The sequence below is a fragment of the Streptomyces sp. NPDC059816 genome (genome assembly GCF_042732055.1).
Lineage (GTDB): Bacteria > Actinomycetota > Actinomycetes > Streptomycetales > Streptomycetaceae > Streptomyces.
Genome location: NZ_JBHWIQ010000028.1, coordinates 19,317 through 34,657, shown reverse-complemented (window position 1 = coordinate 34,657; position 15,341 = coordinate 19,317). Strand labels below are relative to the sequence as shown.

General features: G+C 71.2%; 14 protein-coding genes. 5 read left to right on the top strand and 9 right to left on the bottom strand.

The window, feature by feature from the left end; genetic code table 11:
* Positions 1-3: 3 nt before the first annotated feature.
* The 3 genes from ACFV88_RS29550 to ACFV88_RS29540 all read right to left on the bottom strand — a co-directional run bounded on the left by ACFV88_RS29550 (position 4) and on the right by ACFV88_RS29540 (position 5,864).
* On the bottom strand, positions 4-1,623 hold the full coding sequence (locus ACFV88_RS29550; protein ID WP_385495059.1) for an ABC transporter substrate-binding protein: 1,620 nt from the start codon (positions 1,621-1,623) through the stop codon (positions 4-6).
* Positions 1,624-1,839: 216 nt separating this feature from the next.
* Entirely contained in the window at positions 1,840-2,901 is a 1,062-nt protein-coding gene (locus tag ACFV88_RS29545; RefSeq protein ID WP_385495058.1) for a LacI family DNA-binding transcriptional regulator, read from the bottom strand.
* Positions 2,895-5,864 carry an aminotransferase gene (locus ACFV88_RS29540; protein WP_385495057.1) on the bottom strand — a complete coding sequence of 990 codons (2,970 nt, stop codon included), beginning with the start codon at positions 5,862-5,864 and terminating at the stop codon, positions 2,895-2,897. Before ACFV88_RS29540 ends, ACFV88_RS29545 begins: the two co-directional genes overlap by 7 nt.
* A gap of 488 nt (positions 5,865-6,352) precedes the next feature.
* Here ACFV88_RS29540 and ACFV88_RS29535 point away from each other — a divergent pair, with 488 nt between their 5' ends.
* Positions 6,353-7,123, top strand: coding sequence for a YqjF family protein (locus ACFV88_RS29535; RefSeq protein WP_385495056.1), 771 nt, complete (start codon positions 6,353-6,355; stop codon positions 7,121-7,123).
* Here ACFV88_RS29535 and ACFV88_RS29530 read toward each other — a convergent pair.
* From ACFV88_RS29530 to ACFV88_RS29520, 3 genes are all read right to left on the bottom strand, one after another.
* A complete protein-coding gene (locus ACFV88_RS29530; RefSeq protein ID WP_385495054.1) occupies positions 7,093-7,344 on the bottom strand; it encodes a DUF4190 domain-containing protein in 252 nt (83 codons plus the stop codon). The two genes, ACFV88_RS29535 and ACFV88_RS29530, sit on opposite strands and share 31 nt — an antisense overlap.
* 128 nt (positions 7,345-7,472) lie before the next feature.
* On the bottom strand, positions 7,473-8,072 hold the full coding sequence (locus tag ACFV88_RS29525) for a dihydrofolate reductase family protein (RefSeq protein WP_385495053.1): 600 nt from the start codon (positions 8,070-8,072) through the stop codon (positions 7,473-7,475).
* Positions 8,069-8,953: a metalloregulator ArsR/SmtB family transcription factor gene (locus ACFV88_RS29520; protein WP_385495052.1), complete on the bottom strand. Its 885-nt coding sequence runs from the start codon at positions 8,951-8,953 to the stop codon at positions 8,069-8,071. Before ACFV88_RS29520 ends, ACFV88_RS29525 begins: the two co-directional genes overlap by 4 nt.
* A 261-nt stretch (positions 8,954-9,214) precedes the next feature.
* On the opposite strand from ACFV88_RS29520, the gene ACFV88_RS29515 reads away from it, so the two are divergent.
* Positions 9,215-10,381: an abortive phage infection protein gene (locus tag ACFV88_RS29515; RefSeq protein ID WP_385495051.1), complete on the top strand. Its 1,167-nt coding sequence runs from the start codon at positions 9,215-9,217 to the stop codon at positions 10,379-10,381.
* A gap of 52 nt (positions 10,382-10,433) precedes the next feature.
* Here ACFV88_RS29515 and ACFV88_RS29510 read toward each other — a convergent pair whose 3' ends face one another.
* A complete protein-coding gene (locus tag ACFV88_RS29510; protein WP_385495050.1) occupies positions 10,434-10,880 on the bottom strand; it encodes a hypothetical protein in 447 nt (148 codons plus the stop codon).
* 62 nt (positions 10,881-10,942) lie between these two features.
* Here ACFV88_RS29510 and ACFV88_RS29505 point away from each other — a divergent pair, with 62 nt between their 5' ends.
* Positions 10,943-11,710 carry a phosphotransferase gene (locus ACFV88_RS29505; protein WP_385495049.1) on the top strand — a complete coding sequence of 256 codons (768 nt, stop codon included), beginning with the start codon at positions 10,943-10,945 and terminating at the stop codon, positions 11,708-11,710.
* Between the two features lie 142 nt (positions 11,711-11,852).
* Here ACFV88_RS29505 and ACFV88_RS29500 read toward each other — a convergent pair whose 3' ends face one another.
* On the bottom strand, positions 11,853-12,659 hold the full coding sequence (locus ACFV88_RS29500; protein ID WP_385495048.1) for an SDR family NAD(P)-dependent oxidoreductase: 807 nt from the start codon (positions 12,657-12,659) through the stop codon (positions 11,853-11,855).
* Between the two features lie 272 nt (positions 12,660-12,931).
* Here ACFV88_RS29500 and ACFV88_RS29495 point away from each other — a divergent pair, with 272 nt between their 5' ends.
* Positions 12,932-13,942, top strand: a complete 1,011-nt coding sequence (locus ACFV88_RS29495) for an MDR family NADP-dependent oxidoreductase (RefSeq protein ID WP_385495046.1) — start codon at positions 12,932-12,934, stop codon at positions 13,940-13,942.
* A 23-nt stretch (positions 13,943-13,965) separates the two neighbouring features.
* Entirely contained in the window at positions 13,966-14,388 is a 423-nt protein-coding gene (locus tag ACFV88_RS29490; RefSeq protein WP_385495045.1) for a MerR family transcriptional regulator, read from the top strand.
* A 166-nt stretch (positions 14,389-14,554) separates the two neighbouring features.
* Here ACFV88_RS29490 and ACFV88_RS29485 read toward each other — a convergent pair whose 3' ends face one another.
* Positions 14,555-15,340 (bottom strand): hypothetical protein, encoded by a 786-nt coding sequence (locus ACFV88_RS29485; RefSeq protein WP_385495044.1) that lies wholly within the window; start codon positions 15,338-15,340, stop codon positions 14,555-14,557.
* Between the last annotated feature and the right edge of the window lies 1 nt (position 15,341).

Below are 15,341 nucleotides of genomic sequence, written 5' to 3'. Positions count from 1 at the left end.
GGGCTACTTGGCGCCGGGGATCGTGAACTCGGTGATGTTCCGCAGCAGGTTCCCGTATCCCTCGCGGGCGTGGAGGGTGGGACTGACCTTGTCGGTGCGGTAGCCGACGACACCGGGCCGGGAGACCAGCGGCAGCATCTCGGCGTTGGTGTCGACCTTCTCGCACACCGCGCGCAGTGCGGAGTTCCGTTCGGCGCCCGGGGCCTGGGCGGACGCGGTGTCGATGAGGGCGTTCAGCTCGGTGTCGTTCTTGAGGAAGACGCTGGAGAAGCCGGCGACCGACGGGTTCCACCAGCGGGACACCATCGAGGCGTCGGCGTATCCGGCGAACCAGCCGATGGCAAGGTCGAAGTCGGGTTTCGCGCCGAAGACCCGTTCGCCGTAGGTCGCGTCGTCGAACTTCTCGATCTTCACCTTGACCCCGGCGGCGGCGTACTGCTGCTGGACGACCTGGGCGATCTGGGCGAGTGCGGGCTCGGAGGTGTAGACGGCGATGCGCAGGGTGGTGCCCTCGGCGCCGGCGGCCTTCACGGCCGCCTCGGCGCTGCCCACGCCGGCCTTGGCGGCGGGCAGCGCGCCGGGCTCGCAGCCGCCGGGCAGGGCGGACGGGGCGACCCCGGTCGGCCGGGACTGACCGCCGAGCGCGTTGTCGGCGATCTGCTGTCGGTCGAGTGCGCTGTTGAGTGCGAACCTGACCTTCTGGTCGGCCAGCGGCGATGTCGGGTTCTGGGAGTTCTGGATCAGGTAGTAGAAGTCGCTGTACTGCTGGTTGACGACCTTCGCGTTCGGCGTTCCGGTCAGCTGGTCCATGGAGTCGACGTTGTTGAAGAACGCGAGTCCGGCGTTTCCGCTGCGGACGGCGGCGAGTCGGGCGGATTCCTGGGGGACGATCTCGACCCGTAGTTCGGAGACGCCGATCTTGTCGGCGAAGCGGTACTTCGGATTGGGTGCGAACGTCCAGTGCCGGTCCTGTTTGTGCTCGCGGACGGTGAAGGGGCCGGTGCCGAGCATCTGTTTCTTGATGTCGATTGAGCCGTTCTCGATCTCCTTCATGGGGAGCACGGCCGCGGGTGTGTTCGACAGCGCGGAGAGGAATGCGCCGTACGGCTTCTTCAGTTCGACGGTGACCTCGGCGGGACCGGTGGCCCGGACCGTCTTGACGGGGCCGAGCTGGGCGCCGTACGGGGCCTTGGAGGCGGCGAGGCGCTTGAGGCTGCCCACCACGTCGGCGGTGGTGACCGCGCGTCCGTTGGAGAACCTGGCCCCGTCGCGGAGGGTGAACACATAGGTCGTGGGGTCGGGTTGGGTCCAGGACTTGGCCAGCAGCGGCTTGATCTCGAAGCTGGCGCCCACGGTGACCAGCGGTTCGTAGACCAGGGAGCCGAGGGACCAGGAACGGGCGCTGCCGGCGAGTTGGGGGTCGAGCCCGCCGGCCTCGACCGAGTCGTAGTCGACCTGGACGGTGAGCGGGCCGCGGCCGTTGACGCTCTTGTCGGCGACGGCGAGATAGCCGGGGCGCTTGCCGGCGTCGGCCGGGGCGTCGGGGTCCGGGGCGGCCGTACAGGCGGTGAGGGCCGTCGACAGGACGGCGGAACAGGCTATGACGGAGGAGGATCTTCGCACGGGTCATCTCCTTGCCCAACGAAGCCGGATCGTTCCGGCGTGCCGGAAAACTATGTCCGCCACAAGCCGGTGTCAACGCCACGCACAAGAAAACATCTGACGATCCGAAAGGATTATGCAATTCACCGAAACGAGCATGGGTCTTTCGCGAACAACCATGTCGGCTGTTCGCGAAAGACCCATGCAGAAAAGGCCCGCGGTAACGGAAGGGGCTTCTTATCGAATCCGGAGGGGCCGAGTGGAAGTCCGAATGTTGAGCTCTATGGGAACCGAACGGATGGCGCCCTCCGGTTCCTGTCGGGCGAGGATCTCGCACAGCAGGCGGGCGCATTCCGCGCCGACCGAGCGGGGACGGAGTTCGATGGAGGTGATCGGGGGGTCCGCCAACCGCATCGCCGAGCTGTCCACGCAGGAGGCCAGCAGCAGGTCCTCCCCCACCGTGCGCCCGGCCGCGCGCAGCTGCGGCAGGATCGCCGCCGCGGCCCCGTCAGCGGCGCAGACGATCGCATCGACCTCGGGGCAGCGGACGAACATCCGGCGGACTTCCGCCTGCAACGCCTCGGGCGTGGAGCCGAACGGCGCCCGGTGGGTGAGGTCGGGTGCCCCCCGCTCGGCGCACCACCCGCTGTAGGTGGCGCACAGGGTGGTGGCCCACTCCGCGGTGGTGTCCGAGGCCAGGAACGCGACGCGGCGGGCCCCCCGTTCCCCTAGGTGGTCCAGGAGTTCCCCCAGGTGGGTGCGGTGGTCGGAGACGACGACCCCGGTGGATTCCTGGTCCCCGACGTACCGTTCCGCCGTCACGACGGGCAGACCGGAACTCATCAACTGGTCGACCACCGGGTCACCGGCCATCGGATCGCACAGCACCAGACCGTCGACCTGCGGGGCACCGGGCCCGTGCCCCAGGTGCCCCGCGGACATCAGGGTGACGTTGAGACTGGCCCTGGTCGCCTCCTCGATCACCCCGAACACGAAGGACATGTAGTACTCGGCGCTGGTCAAGAACTCCGGAATGTGCAGCCCGATGGTCTCCGTCACGGAGGTGCGCAGCGACCGGGCGTTGCGGTTGGGCGAATACCCCAACTGCCGTGCCGCGGCCACCACCACCTCCCTGGTCGCCTCGGACACCCGCCCGCGTCCGCGCAGCGCGTCGGAGGCGGTGGTCCTGGAGACCACCGCCAGGCGTGCCACGTCCGCGATGGTCGGGGCGGCGGGGGTGCCGGCCCGGGGTTCGCGGGTGTCCGGCGCCGCCCGGGGGCCGTACTGCATGTTCACCATCCGTGGGTCAGGGTGTCGTCCAGCGCGGACACGAAGCGGTCCGCGCTGTGGGGGGTCAGGCACAGCGGGGGTTTGATCTTGAGGACGCACTGTCGGTCCGAGGTGGGCTGGACGATCACGCCCAGTTCACGGAGCCGCTCGCAGATCGCGGCCGTCTCCTCGGTCGCGGGTTCTCGGGTGCTGCGGTCCCGGACGAACTCCACGCCGAGGTAGAGCCCGCTGCCGTGCACGGCGCCGATCAGCGGGTGGCGCTCCGCCAGCTCCTGGAGCCCGGCGCGCAGCCGGTCGCCGACGGTGCGGGCGTTGTCCTGGAGTTTCTCGTCCCTCAGCACGTCCAGGACGGTGAGCCCGACGACCGAACTCACCGGGCTGCCGCCCGCGGAGGAGAAGAAGTACCCCTGGGTCCGGTAGGCCGCGGCGATCTCACGGGTGGTGATGACCGCGCCCAGCGGATGACCGTTGCCCATCGCCTTGGCGACGGTGACGATGTCCGGTACGACGCCCTGCTGGTCGAAGCCCCAGAAGTGGTGACCGAGCCGTCCGTAGCCGACCTGGACCTCGTCGGCGACGCACAGTCCGCCGGCCGCGCGGACCGCCGTGTACACCTGCTCCAGATAGCCCTCGGGCAGGGCCATCCCGCCGGCGTTCCCGTAGTACGGCTCGCAGATGAACGCCCCCGGGGGCCGCCCCGACGCGGTCAGTGCCTCGATCGCCGCGACGGCCTCGGGCGCGTACCGCCCGGCTTCGGTTCCCCGGTGGACGCCCCGGTAGGCGTTGGGCGCGGGGAGGGCGTGCACCCAGTCGGGGCGGGAGGCGAGCGCACCGGGGTTGTCGGCGATCGAGGTGGACACGGCGTCGCTGGCGTAGGTCCAGCCGTGGTACGCCTCGCCGATCGCGACGGTGTCCTGCCGACCGGTGGCCGCCCAGGCCAGGCGGAGCGCGAGGTCCACGGCCTCGGAGCCGCTGTTGACCAGGAAGACCTGGTCGAGCGGGGCGGGGAGGAGTTCCACGAGGCGTTCCGACAGCTCCACCACGGAGGCGTAGTGGAAACGGGAGTTGGTGTTGAGGCGCTGCCACTGTCGGTGCACGGCCGTAGCGAGCCGGGGGTGGCCGTGGCCGAGGACGGTCACGTTGTTGAGCACGTCCAGGTAGCAGCGGCCCTCGGTGTCGAGGAGGTACTCCCGCCAGCCGCGTTCCACCCGGGGCGGCGCCCCGTAGTAGTGCTCCTGCACCGTGGCGAAGGAACGGTCACGGCGGGCCAGCAGTGCGGCGGGAGAGGTGCCGGCGTCGTCGCCCGTCGGCGAGGTCGGGGCCGGTTCGGCCGAACCGGCCGGGAGGATCAGGTCGGTGGGGTCCGGACACGACGCGAGCCAGCCGGGAGCCAGGCCCGGGGCGGCGAACCGCGGCGGCGTGTCGTGCGCGAGCCGGGTGAGCAGGACATGGGCCGCCGGACCGCCGTCGCGGGGGGTGAACGTCCCGATCGGGTCCCCGGCACGGACGGCCGAGGCACGTCCCCGGCCCCCACCGCTCCCGCCTTCGTCGATGTCGTCGATGACCAGGTGCCAGCCGTCCGCCGTCAGGGTCACCCCGTGCGGCCCGTGGTGGACCAGGGTTCCGGCCCAGGGCGCGGTCAGGGTCACCGGCCCGGCCGTGCGCAGTTCCACGCCGAGCGCCAGTGTCGCCGCCGCCGGGTCCTCGGGGCGGGACCGGGTGATCCGGTGTTCACCGTGCCGGGTGAGCACCACCGCCGCTCCCGCGGCGAACGCCCGCGCCGCCGACGTGGCCTCCGCGTCCGGGGCCAGCCAGGCGCCGCCGTGCAGGTCGTCGCTGAGGACGGACAGGTCCAGGAACGTGACGGAGCCGCCCGGTTCGACCAGCAGCGGGTGCGGTGCGGTGGGCGGACCCGGCTGCTCCGGGTGGCCGGTCGCCGCACGGAAGTGGGCGCCCATCACCTCGGTGGGGACGGACAGGGCCGCCTCCAGCATCGCCCACTCGCGGTCGAGCGCCGCGGCGGCATAGGCGTTGTCGGGATCCTGGAGCGCGTCGAACCGGCCGCTGGCCACCAGGACGGCACAGCGCAGCACGATCAGCGGCCACAGCGCGTCGATCTCGTCGGCCCCCAACGGACGCACGGCGTGGAAGGCGCGGACGGCGGGCACCACGGACGCCGGCCCGCAACCGTGGTGGTGGAGGACCGAGGCGCAGGTCACGGCGAGTTCGGCGACGGCCCAACCGGGTCCGAGGTCGCCGAAGTCGATCACCCCGACGGGCCGTGCGCGGCCCGCCCGCCCCGTCTCACAGACCACGTTGTTGTCGGTGACGTCACCGTGGATGGTCTGGACGGGGAGCCGATGGGCGAGCGGTGCGAGGTGTGCGTGGGCCGCTCGGGCGGCGGCGAGCACCCGGGTGGCCGCCGCGCGGTCGGTCAGCTGCGGGGCGAGTGCCTCCACCACGGCCAGCCCGTTGCGCAGGTCCCACAGCCGGGCGTCGTCCTGCTCCGGTACGTCGACCGCGGCAAGTCCGGTGACGACCCGTCCGGACAGTTCGCCGAGGCGGGCGACCACCTCGGGGGCGAGGTAGCGGCTGTCCATGATCGGCTCGCCGGTTACGTGGTCGAGCAGTCGGGCGCACAGGTCGACGCCGTCCACGGTGATCCGTTGCACGAACGCGCCGTCGGTGCCGGGGCGGGCCCGCGGCAGCCGGAGGTCCGGCGCCGCAGCGGTCAGCGCCTCGACCGCCCGGACCTGACGGTCCAGGGCGGCGGGTCGGGTGGTCGGGTTGGCGATCTTCAGGACGTGGTCGCCGCCGTCCTCGGTGCGCACCCGGTGGTTCAGGTCCTGTTGACTGCCCAGGTCCTGGAGCGTGCCGCGCACTCCGAACCTCTCCTCCAGCACGACGGTCAGGGTCTCGGCACCGACGGCGACCATCGGCGGCGTCAACCAGTCTGCGGACGGGATGGCCATAGCACTCCGATCAGTGGCATCCGAGGACCGCCCGAGATGCGGGCGGCGGTGCCGCATGGACTGCCGGAACGATCCGGCATGGGTGAGGGTGAAGATAGGGAGGGCCCGCGGAACGTGTCAACGACTCTGACAGGAATCCGGCGAACGGACATCTGATCGTGCTGCGCGCTCCTTGCGGGTCCACCGCGTGTCCCTGCTCGGGGAGTTCCGTCGTCCGCCCCCTCACCAGCGGCGATGGACGCGAACCCGCTCCGTGTACAGGGGCAGTGGCTCTGCGGTGGTGCTCGGCCCGGTACGGCGGCCCCTGCTGGCGACCCGTTCACCTGGGCGGGACCGAAGCTCCGCGAGCGCCTGCACTCGGACGAGGACACTGACCTTGCTCTACGCGGAATTGACCGGGAGGAACTGGCCCGTTGCCCCTTCGTCTCGGAACGGGCTCACGGCACCGCCGTCCCCTCGGGTTCCGGTCGGTCTGTGATGCTGACGCCATGCCCACCGCACAGCACCTCCCGGACCCCGTCACCCCGGACGCCCCCGTGGCGATAGCGAGTCCACTACTCACCCAGTGGTGGTTGGACCTCGCCTTCGTCCACTGGGCCGTGGAACCGGAGCTCGTGGCAGGGCTGCTACCGGCCGGGACGGTGCCCGACACCCTCCACGGGACGACATACGTCGGTCTGATCGCCTTCCGGATGCACCGGGTCGGCTGGTTCCGGCTGCCCGGAATCCCCTACTTCGGCGCCTTCCCGGAGACCAACGTACGCCTGTACTCCGTCGGTGCCGACGGACGGCGCGGTGTGGTGTTCCGCTCGATGGACGCCTCCCGGCTGGTACCGGTGATCATGGGGCGGGCGGGGTTCCGACTCCCGTACGTGTGGTCCCGCATGTCCGTGCGCTCCGCGGGCGACACCCTCGCCTACACCAGTCGCCGTCGCTGGCCCGGCCCCCGCGGCATCAACAGCCACCTCACGATACGGAAGGGCGAACGCGTCGAGGAGCCGACGGAGCTGGAGCACTTCCTGACCGCCCGGTGGGGCATGCACAACGCCTTCCCCACCGGGGTCGCCTACCTGCCCAACGACCACCCGCGCTGGCCGTTGTACCGCGCGGACCTCGTCGAATGCCGGCAAGGGCTGACAGCGGCGGCCGGACTGCCCCAGCTGCGGGGCGAGCCGGTCAGCGTCCTGTACTCACCGGGGGTCTCCGTCCGTCTCGGCCGGCCGTGCCGTCAAGGCCGGGCCGCCAGCAGGACGGCGTAGAGGACGAGGACCGTGATGCCGAGGAGGATGCCCGTCTTCGCCAGGACCGTACCGGAGTTGCCGTCCTGGGTCAGGGCGAGGTAGCCGGTGAGTACGGCGAGCGGGCCGAGCAGCAGGCTCAGAGTGATGAATCCGAGGACCCCGGAGACGACGCTGACCAGGGCGAGCGCCGGAGCGAAGGAGGGTGCGCGAAGGGCTGAAAGGCTCTTGGAGGCCTGCACGTTCTGACTCCTGTCATCGATTCTGCGGTGCTTGCTTCCGGTGACGCGGGTACCCCGCCCCGGGCACCGCATGCCACCGACTGCGGGCACGGGGCTCCTTCGGGCAACGGCACGCCGAACGGGCCGGTTCAGCGCGCCCGGTCGTAGACCATGGCGATCTCTCCCCGTTCGCCGACCTCCTGATGGGCCAGCGTCCAGCGCGAAGCCGGCAGGCCGTCGTCGAACAGCCGCTGTCCGCCGCCGGCGATCTCGGGGAAGACCATGAGGTGGAGCCGGTCGATCAGATCGGCCGAGAGGAGCGCCTTGATGACGCTGGGGCTGCTGTTGACGAGGATGTCGCCCTCGCCGGTGGCCTTGAGTTCGGCGACGACGTCGGCGGCTGGCGCGTTCGCCATCCGGGTACGTTCCCAGGGGGCTTCGGTCAAGGTGGTCGAGAGAACCACCTTCTCCGTGTCGACCAGCCACTTCGCGTATCCGCGATCGCGCGGATCGGCGTTCTCGTCCGCGGCGACCGACGGCCAGTACGACAGGAACCCTTCGGCGTTGATCCGGCCGAGCAGGGCCACCGTCGCACCCTCCCAGATGCGGGTGAGGTGGTCGCGCGCGACCTCGGTCGTCACGTACGGGGCGAACATCGTGAAGTCGTCGGGCCCGGCGGGGCCGTGGTAGCGCCCGTCGAGGCTGAGGCTCAGGTTCGCGGTCACCCTACGGTCGTTCGAGTCGGTCATCGCGCACTCCTTGCGTCGGTGTCGGTCGCATCGGTGTCGGTCGCATCGGTGGGGACGGTGTCGGCGGACTCCGCGGCGAGGGTCGCCGCGAGCTTGTCGAGGCTCTGGCCGAAGCCGATCTCGATGCCTGCGACGAAGTCCGCGGCGTCGACGGTGCTGTCGGTGATCCGCCAGTGGACGTGGAGGTCCGTGCCCGGGTCGGTGGGCCCGAGGCTCATGTCGACGTGGGCGGTGAAGGCGGGGCTGCCGTCGGGGAGCAGCGGGGAGAGCCGGTAGGTCAGGCGCTCACCGGGGAGCACGTCGTCGACGATGCCTTCCGCGCGCCCGGCGACCCGGTCCAAGGCGTTGACGTCGTCGGCGTCGCGGTACTCCTGGACGATCCGGCCGCCGGGTCGTGCCTCGAAGAGCAGTTCGGAGACGCGGAGGTCGTCGGGGGTCCACCACCGGGCGAGCAGCGGGCGCTCGGTCAGATGGCGCCAGACCGCTTCGGGACGGCCCGTCAGCAGCCGGCGGAACCGGAAGGTCCGGCCGTCCGCCCACCCCGCCCCCTCCGCGGCGCCCCGCTCCGCCTGGAGGCTGAGCCCGTACCGGTCATAGGTCGCACGTGCGCCACTGACCTGGTCCGCGGTGCCGGCGAGCCGATCGAACTCGGTGGCCAGGCCGCGCAGCGGACCGGGCCGGAGCGCGTAGATCCGGCGTTGGCCGGTGCGCTGCGAGGTGACGACGCCGGCACGTTCGAGGGTCTGCAAGTGCTTGGTCGTCTGCGGTTGGCGCGCCCCGGCGAGTTGGGCGAGGACACCGACCGAGCGGGGGCGTTCCGCCAAGAGGTTCACGAGACGCCAGCGGGCGGGGTCGGCCAGAGCGGCGAGGAGTGCTTCCATGTTCCACAGCATTCCTTGAGACGAATATTCTTGTCAAGGAATATCTTTGGTCGGGCGGGCAACGCAACGGACCCCAACCCCGTTTCTGCGGACGGCACTTGGCCATGCGGCGAGAGGAGGAACGACGGAAGGCTGACCGGATGCGCTACACGAGCGACTTAGGTCAGCCGGGCAGGGACTCAGGAGGGATGATCCCGCCGCCCCGTACGGACCACGCTGGGGGGACATGGACAAGGGCGGGACCTACAGCCGGGAGACGCTGTGACACAGCCACGCACGACGCATCGCGCTGACTTCCTCCGACGGGCGGCCGCACTCGGCCTGCTCGCGGTGGCCGGGTCGGCGGTCACGCCCGGGGCGGCGACCGCCGCGGGCGGTCGGGGCGTACCCGGACGCGCCGGGCGGGGGCTCACGTACCGGGGAGTCGTCTACGACACCGGCACCTCACACGGACCGGGCCACCTGCCTCCCGAGGTGTGGACGGCTGCCCTGATGCGGACCGACCTGCGGGCGATCGACCGCGGACTCCACTGCAACGCGGTCATGGTCTGCGGATCGGATCTCGACCGGCTCGAGCTGACTTCGCGCGAGGCGCTGCGTCGGGGACTCCACGTGACGCTCCAGCCTCGGTTGTTCGACCATCCGCAGGCGGAGATCCTCGCTCATCTGGCCCGTACGGCCCGGCTGGCGGAACAGCTGCGGACCTCGCACCAACCCGAGGTGGTCCTCGCCGTCGGCTGTGAGTACATCCTCTTCGCTCCGGGAATCGTGCCGGGGGCGACCTTCTTCGACCGCATGCAGCACCTCATCGAGGGACAGTTCGACTACCCCGCCATCGTGCGGCGGCTCAACGACTTCGTCCGCGAGGCCGTCGCCGTGGCCCGGGCGCACTTCCACGGCCGCATCACCTACGGCGCCGCCGCCGGCCTGGAGGAGATCGACTGGAACCTCTTCGACATCGTGGGCGTGAACTACTACGCGTTCCACCGCGACCCTCGTGATCACACCAGGGAGCTGGCCCCCTTCCGGCGCTGGAACAAGCCCGTCACGATCCTGGAGTTCGGCTGCTGCACCTTCCGCGGAGCGGCCGAACGGGGCGGCGACGGCTGGTCGGTGGTGGACTGGGACAAGCCGGTGCCCGAGGTGAAGGGGGACCTCCAGCGGGACGAGCAGGAACAGGCCGAGCACATCGCGAACATGCTCGGGGTATTCGAACGGGAAGGGTTCCACGGGGCGTGGCTCTACGGCTTCATCGCCCGGGACAGCCCGCACTCCCCCCACCCCCGGTACGACCTGGACATGGCGTCGTTCTCCGTGGTGAAGGTGATCAGGCGCGACCACGAAGACCCCGCGTCGCCGTACCACTGGGAACCCAAACGCTCCTTCTACGCGGTCGCCCGGCACAACCGCGCGGCGCGCGGGCGCTGATCCTCCCGCCCCGCGCCCGGACGGGCCGGGCCCGCGCGGGCGTCACGCCACGTCACAGGGCCCACCAGCAGTAGAGACGGGACCCCGTGGCGCGTGCGCGGCCGGCCAGAGCGGCAAGGCGCTCCAGTACCTCGGTGGCCTCCTCAGAGGTGGTCCCGAGCTCCTGGAGCTCGTCCGACTCGCACCACGGTCCGGCAGCCTCGCTCAAGGAGGGGTGCGTCGCCGAGGCCAGTGCTTCCTGCAAGGTGTCGGAGACGCTGATGACGAAGGCGTCCTCGGCCTCGGGAGAGGAGAGCAGCTGCCCGGAGCGGGGGCGCTTGCGCGCCTCCTCGTACGTGCAGGCGGTCAGGACCGCTTCCAACTGGGCGATCACCACGACCGGGTCGATGCCCTTCAGGGACACCACGTCGAACGTCGTGCTGTCCGGGCCGCCGAACGCGTCGAGGACACCCAGGGCCGACTCGTCGTCGGCGGCGGAGAAGTACGTGCACGTCACCATGCGGGAGATCCTCGCACCCGGGACTGACAACGCCGCGGCACGGGCCTCGCTAGCCTTGCCTGATGGAAGATCGAGAGGTGCTCGTCGGCGGCGTGAACCGGGTCGTCCGGGAAGGCGGCCTGGTCCGACGCCCGGCCGGTCCCTGGAGCGTCACGATCCAACGTCTGCTCGCCCAACTACGCGACGCGGGCTTCACCGGCGCGCCCCGTCCGTACGGGTTCAGTAAGGACGGGGGCGAGGAACTGGTCGAGTACCTGCCCGGAGGGGTCGGGCACGACTTCGCCGCACCCGAAGTGCGCAGCGATGCGTCACTGACGGCCGCGGGGCGCCTGTTGCGCGCTCTCCATGACGCGTCCGTCGGCTTCGTCCGGGAGCGGGGCGACGTCTGGCAGCTGCCCCCGCGCGAACCGGCGGAAGTGATCTGCCACGGTGACGCGGCCACGTACAACACGGTGTTCCGCAACCAACTCCCGGTGGCCTTCATCGACTTCGACACGGCTCATCCAGGCCCCCGGCTGTGGGACGCCGCCTACACGGCCTACCGTTTCGTTCCGCTGTACGCCCCCGACGAGGTGGAGCACACCCTGCCGATTCCGGAAGCGCGGCGCCGCCTCGCCCTGTTCGCCGACGCCTACGGCCTGTCCCGCACGGAACGGGCCCGACTGCCCGCCACGGCGGCGCAGCGGCTGAGGGCGCTCGTCGCGTGGATGCGGCAGCAGGCCGCAGCGGGTCACCCGGCGTTCAGCCAACACGTGGCGGAGGGCCACGACCGGCGCTACCTGACGGATGCGCAGTGGATCGAGGTCGACTTCGCCGCCGGTGAAGGGTGAGTGGTCCCCGGGCGCCGAGCGGGTGACCGGCGCGCTTCGGCAGGACGGGGGCGGACCGCACCTCACGGGCTGCCCGCCCCTTCGCCGTCCCCTGAAGGGCGTGCGGCCCTTCGAGGTGCGGGCAGCCGAACGACCGCCCGCGTCAGAAGCTCTTGTGGAACCCGGCGTCGACGGCGAAGTCGGCACCGATCGTGCTGGCCGATCGCGGTGAGGCCAGGAGCAGGATGGTGTCAGCGACCTCCTGGGGATCGATCAGACGGCCCGTCACCTGGCCCATCATCTGCGGGGCCAAGGTCTCCAGGACGGTGTCCCGATCCGCGCCGGCCATGGCGGCGATGACGTCCGCGGCTCCCCCCTTCTCGGTCCACCACGCGGTGCGCACCGCACCCGGGGAAACCGTGTTGATCCGGATGCCCCGGGGCCCGAACTCCTCCGACAGTGCCTTGGTGAGATTGGACAGCCCGGCCTTGGCGGCTCCGTACTCGATGTTGACGCTCGCGGGCTGACGGGCCATGCCGGTGGACACGTTGATGATGGAGCCACCGCCGCGCTCGATCATCCGGGGGATCGCGGCCCGCGTCATGCGCACGGCCGAGAACAGGTTGAACTCGAAGATGGCCTGCCACTCGGCGTCGTCACCGCCGAGGAACCCGGAGCGCGGCATGGTGATGCCGGGCGGCCGGCCGCCCGCGTTGTTCACCAGGATGTCCAGCACCCCGAAGTGTTCGATCGCGCGATCCACGACCCGACCCGGCGCGTCCGGGTCCATCAGGTCAGCCGACACGTGGAGGAGGCCGGCTCCCCGGAGGTCCTCCAGTTCCGGTGTCGTCCGGCGTGAGACCGCCACCACCTTGGCGCCCTCCTCCCGCAGGGAACGGGTGACGGCCAGCCCGATGCCCTTGGAGGCGCCGGTCACGAGGGCGACCCGGTCCAGAAGCTGTAGATCCATGATTGTCCTTCTCTTGACACCAGTTGCTTTCCCGTTCGGCACCGGGTCCTGACCGGGCCCCGCGCTGTTCCGAACGGGTTCGAGGAACATGCTGCTCCGTCGCCCCACGTCGTACTGGCGCCATTCCGACATCGCGTTCAAGGCCCCGCACCAGCAGGACGCCGGCTACGGCGGCGACTTGCACTTGACGCGTGCGTCAAGTCCTAGCGTCGTCGTCGCGGCCGCATTCCGCGGCTCGCCGTCCCCCTGTCGAGCGTCGAGAAGAGACCACCGTGAACGAGGCCCCGCTCCCCGCCACCCATCGTGAGGTCCGTCTGGTCAGCCGACCCGAAGGCCCGCTCACCACCGAGCACTTCCGGTTGGTGGAAGCGCCCGTCCCCGTGCCCGGGCCGGGACAAGCACTGGTGCGCAACCGGCTGATGAGCGTCACCGCGGTGATGCGCACCCTGATGGGGGGGGACGGCGACCTCCCCATGCCCGGCTACACCCCGGGTGCCGTCCTGTCGGGGCCGGCCGTCGGCGAGGTGCTCACCGCTCCGCCCGGTTCACTGACCCCCGGAGACCTGGTCGAGCACGGTGCGGGATGGCGGGAGTACGCGGTGGTGGGAGCGGACGGGCTGCAACCGTTGGACCTGGACGTGCTCCCCGATCCCGCCGCCCACCTCTCCCAGGGGTTCGTGGCGTGGCTCGGGGTGGTGCGCGGCGCGGAGGTCCGCCCCGGGGACACCGTGCTCGTCACCGGTGGCGCGGGCGGAGTCGGTTCCCTGGCCGGCCAGTTCGCCCGGCTGCGCGGCGCGACCAAGGTGATCGGCAGTACGAGCACCCGGGAGAAGGCCGACGTGCTGACCGGCCGACTCGGCTACGACGCGGCCGTGGTCCGTTCGGCGGGTCCCCTCGATGCGCAACTGCGCTCGGTCGCGCCGGACGGGCTGGACGCCGTCGTCGACGTGGTCGGCGGGGACCAGTTGCGGGCCGCGCTGGCCCACGCCCGTCAGGGCGCACGGATCGCGCTGGTCGGGAGCCTCGCCAGTCAGTTGACGGGCTCCGCCACGACCGGGATCGACACGGCCACGCTGCTGAACCGGGGGATCACTGCGCGCGGAGTGCCGGGCTTCGCTCACCTCGACGCCCTTCCGCAGTGGGCCGAGGAGTTCGGCCGGGGGCTGCGCGACGGCTCCCTCACCGTCCCGCACACGTTGGTGCGCGGAGTCGAGCGGGCCCCGCAGGCGCTGTGCGATCTACTCGACGGGCGCTACGTCGGTGCGGTACTGATCGAGCTCTGACGGCGCTACCCCGAGGAGACGACATGCGCATCGGCGAGGCGGCGCACGCCACGGGGCTGACCCCTCGGGCGTTGCGCCACTACGAGCAGCAGGGCTTGCTCCGCCCGGGGCGCACCTCATCCGGCCACCGGGTCTACACGTCCGCGCACCTGGAGCAGTTGCACGCCATCGGTGAACTGCTCCGCGCGGGCCTGACCGTCGCCGATGTGCGGAGTTTCGCCCATCTCCTGGACAGCGCCGCCGGCGACGACGGGACCGCGGACGGGGAGCCCGGTCACTGCGCGGTCGCGGAGGTGAGCTGTCAGCGGCTGCGGGAGCTGGACCGGCGCATCGAGCGGCTCTCCCTGGTGCGGGCCCGGCTCGCCGCACGACTCGCCGACCGCTTCGGTGACCTCTTCGCGGAGCGGTCCGTCGCGGGCAGCGGGTCGTCGCCGGCGTCCCGCTGATCGATTCCTGCTGGCTTCCGCGGCAGAACATGGGCCTGCGGAGATCAGCGTGCAGTCAGGGGAGGACACCCGGTGGGAGACCGTTGAGGGCGCCGTGCGGGCCGCCTTCGAGGAGGTGTTCCGGACGTCCTTCGGCTGAGGGGGCGGAGCCGTTGCGCGACGCCCCTCACGGGTGACGGGACCGGGGTCCCCGGGCGGGGGTCGTCTCCCGGTGACGCCAACGCACCGGATCGGCCGCGCCGACGACGAGGTCCTCGGCGGCCGACGTGGGCCCCGGGGGCGGTCGGTAGTCCGTGCACGACAGGACCAGCATCTCGTCGCCGCCCGGCTGGAACGCGTAGGCGACCCGCTCCAGTCGGCTCGGGACACCCCGGTCCGCCAGCTCCCCCCGGAGGCGTTCCAGTGCGCCGTACCGGAGGTCACTGGTGTGCAGCAGTACCGGGAACAGGCGCACCTCCCACCGGGCGACCCTGGCCAGGTCGAGCAGCGCACCGAGGTGGAAGGCCTCGTCGAGGCGCGCGCCGTAGGAGAACAGCAGGTGGGAGCTGAGGACCAGGTCGAACGCGTCCTGGTGGAAGGGCAGTCGGGGCAGCGAACCGGCGGTGTAGTGGTCCGGCCGGGCGGTCACGTCGGCGAGGAAGGCACGGGCCGCCCCGGTCCGGATCGTGGTGTAGCGCTCGGGGTCGCCGAACCAGGTCCACACGTACTTCGACGCCTCGGTCACCAGGGCCGTGTGCTTGTACCGGACCTCCCGCAGGGCCAGTTCGCCGAGTCGGCGTCGGTCGTGCGCGTACTCGGGGTCGACGGCCCGGGCGTCGACGCCGCGTCGTCCGGCTTCGGCGACGAAGCCCGCGGTCCCGCCGGGGCAGTCGAGGATCCGCAGGGTGAGGTCGTGGTCGGTGAGCGTGAACATCGCACGGTACTCGTCGAAGGAGCGGGCGCTGACCAGCACG

Excerpts from the sequence above, each read along its gene's own strand:
- ACFV88_RS29545 (WP_385495058.1), bottom strand. The coding sequence starts at position 2,901 with ATGGTGAACATGCAGTACGGCCCCCGGGCGGCGCCGGACACCCGCGAA.
- ACFV88_RS29505 (WP_385495049.1), top strand. The coding sequence starts at position 10,943 with ATGGAAGATCGAGAGGTGCTCGTCGGCGGCGTGAACCGGGTCGTCCGG.
- ACFV88_RS29510 (WP_385495050.1), bottom strand. The coding sequence starts at position 10,880 with ATGGTGACGTGCACGTACTTCTCCGCCGCCGACGACGAGTCGGCCCTG.
- ACFV88_RS29520 (WP_385495052.1), bottom strand. The coding sequence starts at position 8,953 with ATGGAAGCACTCCTCGCCGCTCTGGCCGACCCCGCCCGCTGGCGTCTC.
- ACFV88_RS29540 (WP_385495057.1), bottom strand. The coding sequence starts at position 5,864 with ATGGCCATCCCGTCCGCAGACTGGTTGACGCCGCCGATGGTCGCCGTC.
- ACFV88_RS29525 (WP_385495053.1), bottom strand. The coding sequence starts at position 8,072 with ATGACCGACTCGAACGACCGTAGGGTGACCGCGAACCTGAGCCTCAGC.
- ACFV88_RS29490 (WP_385495045.1), top strand. The coding sequence starts at position 13,966 with ATGCGCATCGGCGAGGCGGCGCACGCCACGGGGCTGACCCCTCGGGCG.
- ACFV88_RS29535 (WP_385495056.1), top strand. The coding sequence starts at position 6,353 with ATGCCCACCGCACAGCACCTCCCGGACCCCGTCACCCCGGACGCCCCC.
- ACFV88_RS29500 (WP_385495048.1), bottom strand. The coding sequence starts at position 12,659 with ATGGATCTACAGCTTCTGGACCGGGTCGCCCTCGTGACCGGCGCCTCC.